This window comes from Streptomyces sp. NPDC037126 (assembly GCF_055605965.1).
In genome coordinates, this window is the sequence record NZ_JBVJTD010000093.1 from 1 (window position 1) to 1,420 (window position 1,420).

2 protein-coding genes are annotated in these 1,420 nt (G+C 67.0%); both read left to right on the forward strand.

All coding sequences use genetic code 11. From position 1 onward, the window contains the following. Positions 1-104: 104 nt before the first annotated feature. Positions 105-953, forward strand: coding sequence for an IS5 family transposase (locus ACZ7FF_RS44975; RefSeq protein ID WP_470820558.1), 849 nt, complete (start codon positions 105-107; stop codon positions 951-953). Then, a complete protein-coding gene (locus tag ACZ7FF_RS44980) occupies positions 950-1,348 on the forward strand; it encodes a hypothetical protein (RefSeq protein ID WP_470820560.1) in 399 nt (132 codons plus the stop codon). The genes ACZ7FF_RS44975 and ACZ7FF_RS44980 overlap by 4 nt, the downstream gene beginning before the upstream one ends. Positions 1,349-1,420 lie beyond the last annotated feature (72 nt).

A 1,420-nucleotide genomic window follows, 5' to 3' on the forward strand; every position in this document is an offset into this window, starting at 1 on the left:
AGTGGGCGGTTCGTGAGCCTTTGACTGCATCTGGTGTCGCCTGATCGTGTGGCTGCGGGGCGGACTCTGCCGGTCCGCGGTTGGTGGTCTGGTGATGTGACCGGGTGAGTGAACGCAAGCCGTACCCGAGTGACTTATCGGACGAGCAGTGGTCGTTGATCGAGCCGGTGATCACCGCCTGGAAAACCCGGCACCGCTCGGTCAGCGGTCATCAGGGCGCCTATGACATGCGGGAGATCGTGAACGCCATCCTTTACCAGGGCCGGACTGGCTGCCAGTGGGCCTATCTCCCGCACGACCTGCCACAGAAGAGCGCGACCTACTACTACTTCGCCGCCTGGCGGGACGACGGAACCGACCAGGTCATCCATGAACTCCTGCGCTGCCAGGTCCGTGAACGTGCCCGACGATTAGAGGACCCGACCCTGGTGGTGCTGGACACCCAGAGTGTCCATGTGGCCGCCGGGGTCCCCGCCTCCACGAGTGGCCACGATCCGGCCAAGCGGGTGTCCGGCCGCAAGCGCGGCCTGGCCGTGGACGTCCTCGGCCTGGTCATCGCGGTCGTCGTCCTCGCTGCGAACACCCACGACAACGCCGCGGGCATCGTCCTGCTGGACCAGGTCGCCGAGCACGCCGGCGGAACCGTCCGCAAAGCCCTGGTCGACCAGGGCTTCAAGAACCAGGTCGTCATGCACGGCATCGGCCTGGGCATCGACGTCGAGATCGTCGAACGCAACCCGCAGGCCAAGGGGTTCGTGCCGCAGCCGAAGCGGTGGAGGGTCGAGCAGACCTACGGGATCCTGATACTGCACCGGCGCCTGGTCCGCGACTACGAGCACTGCCCTTCCTCCTCCGCTTCCCGCGTCTACTGGGCGATGACCCACGTCATGACCCGACGTCTCACCGGCGCGAACGCCCCCACCTGGCGCGAGACGCAGGCGGTGGCAGCGTGAACATCCAGCCTCTGCTCGACGCCCTGGGCCTCCAGGAAGACGCCGCCCGGGCCCTGGCCGACGACCTCCGCGCACAGATCGACGACCTGCAGACCCGGCTGCGGGAGGCCGAGACTCACCTGGAGCATCTCGCGATCACCCGCAAGACCATCACCGGCCTCGCCGACCGGCTCCCGGCCTACACATCGGACCTGCCCGAGCACCCGGACTACCCCCGTATCCTCGCTGCCTTCAACCACGAGGCCGGGCCGCTACGGGCCAAGGACGTCTGCGAAGCCCTCGGCCACGAACTGCTGCCGAAGAACGTCGAAGGCACTCGCGCCAAGCTGAAACGCCTGGTCAAACTCGGGATCCTCACCGAGGCCGATACCGGCAACTTCGCCAGGAAGCCATAGCCGACGGAGCCTCCACCAGCGACCTTGCCCAGCCTCAACCGGAAACGGACATCACCTTACGAACCGCCCACT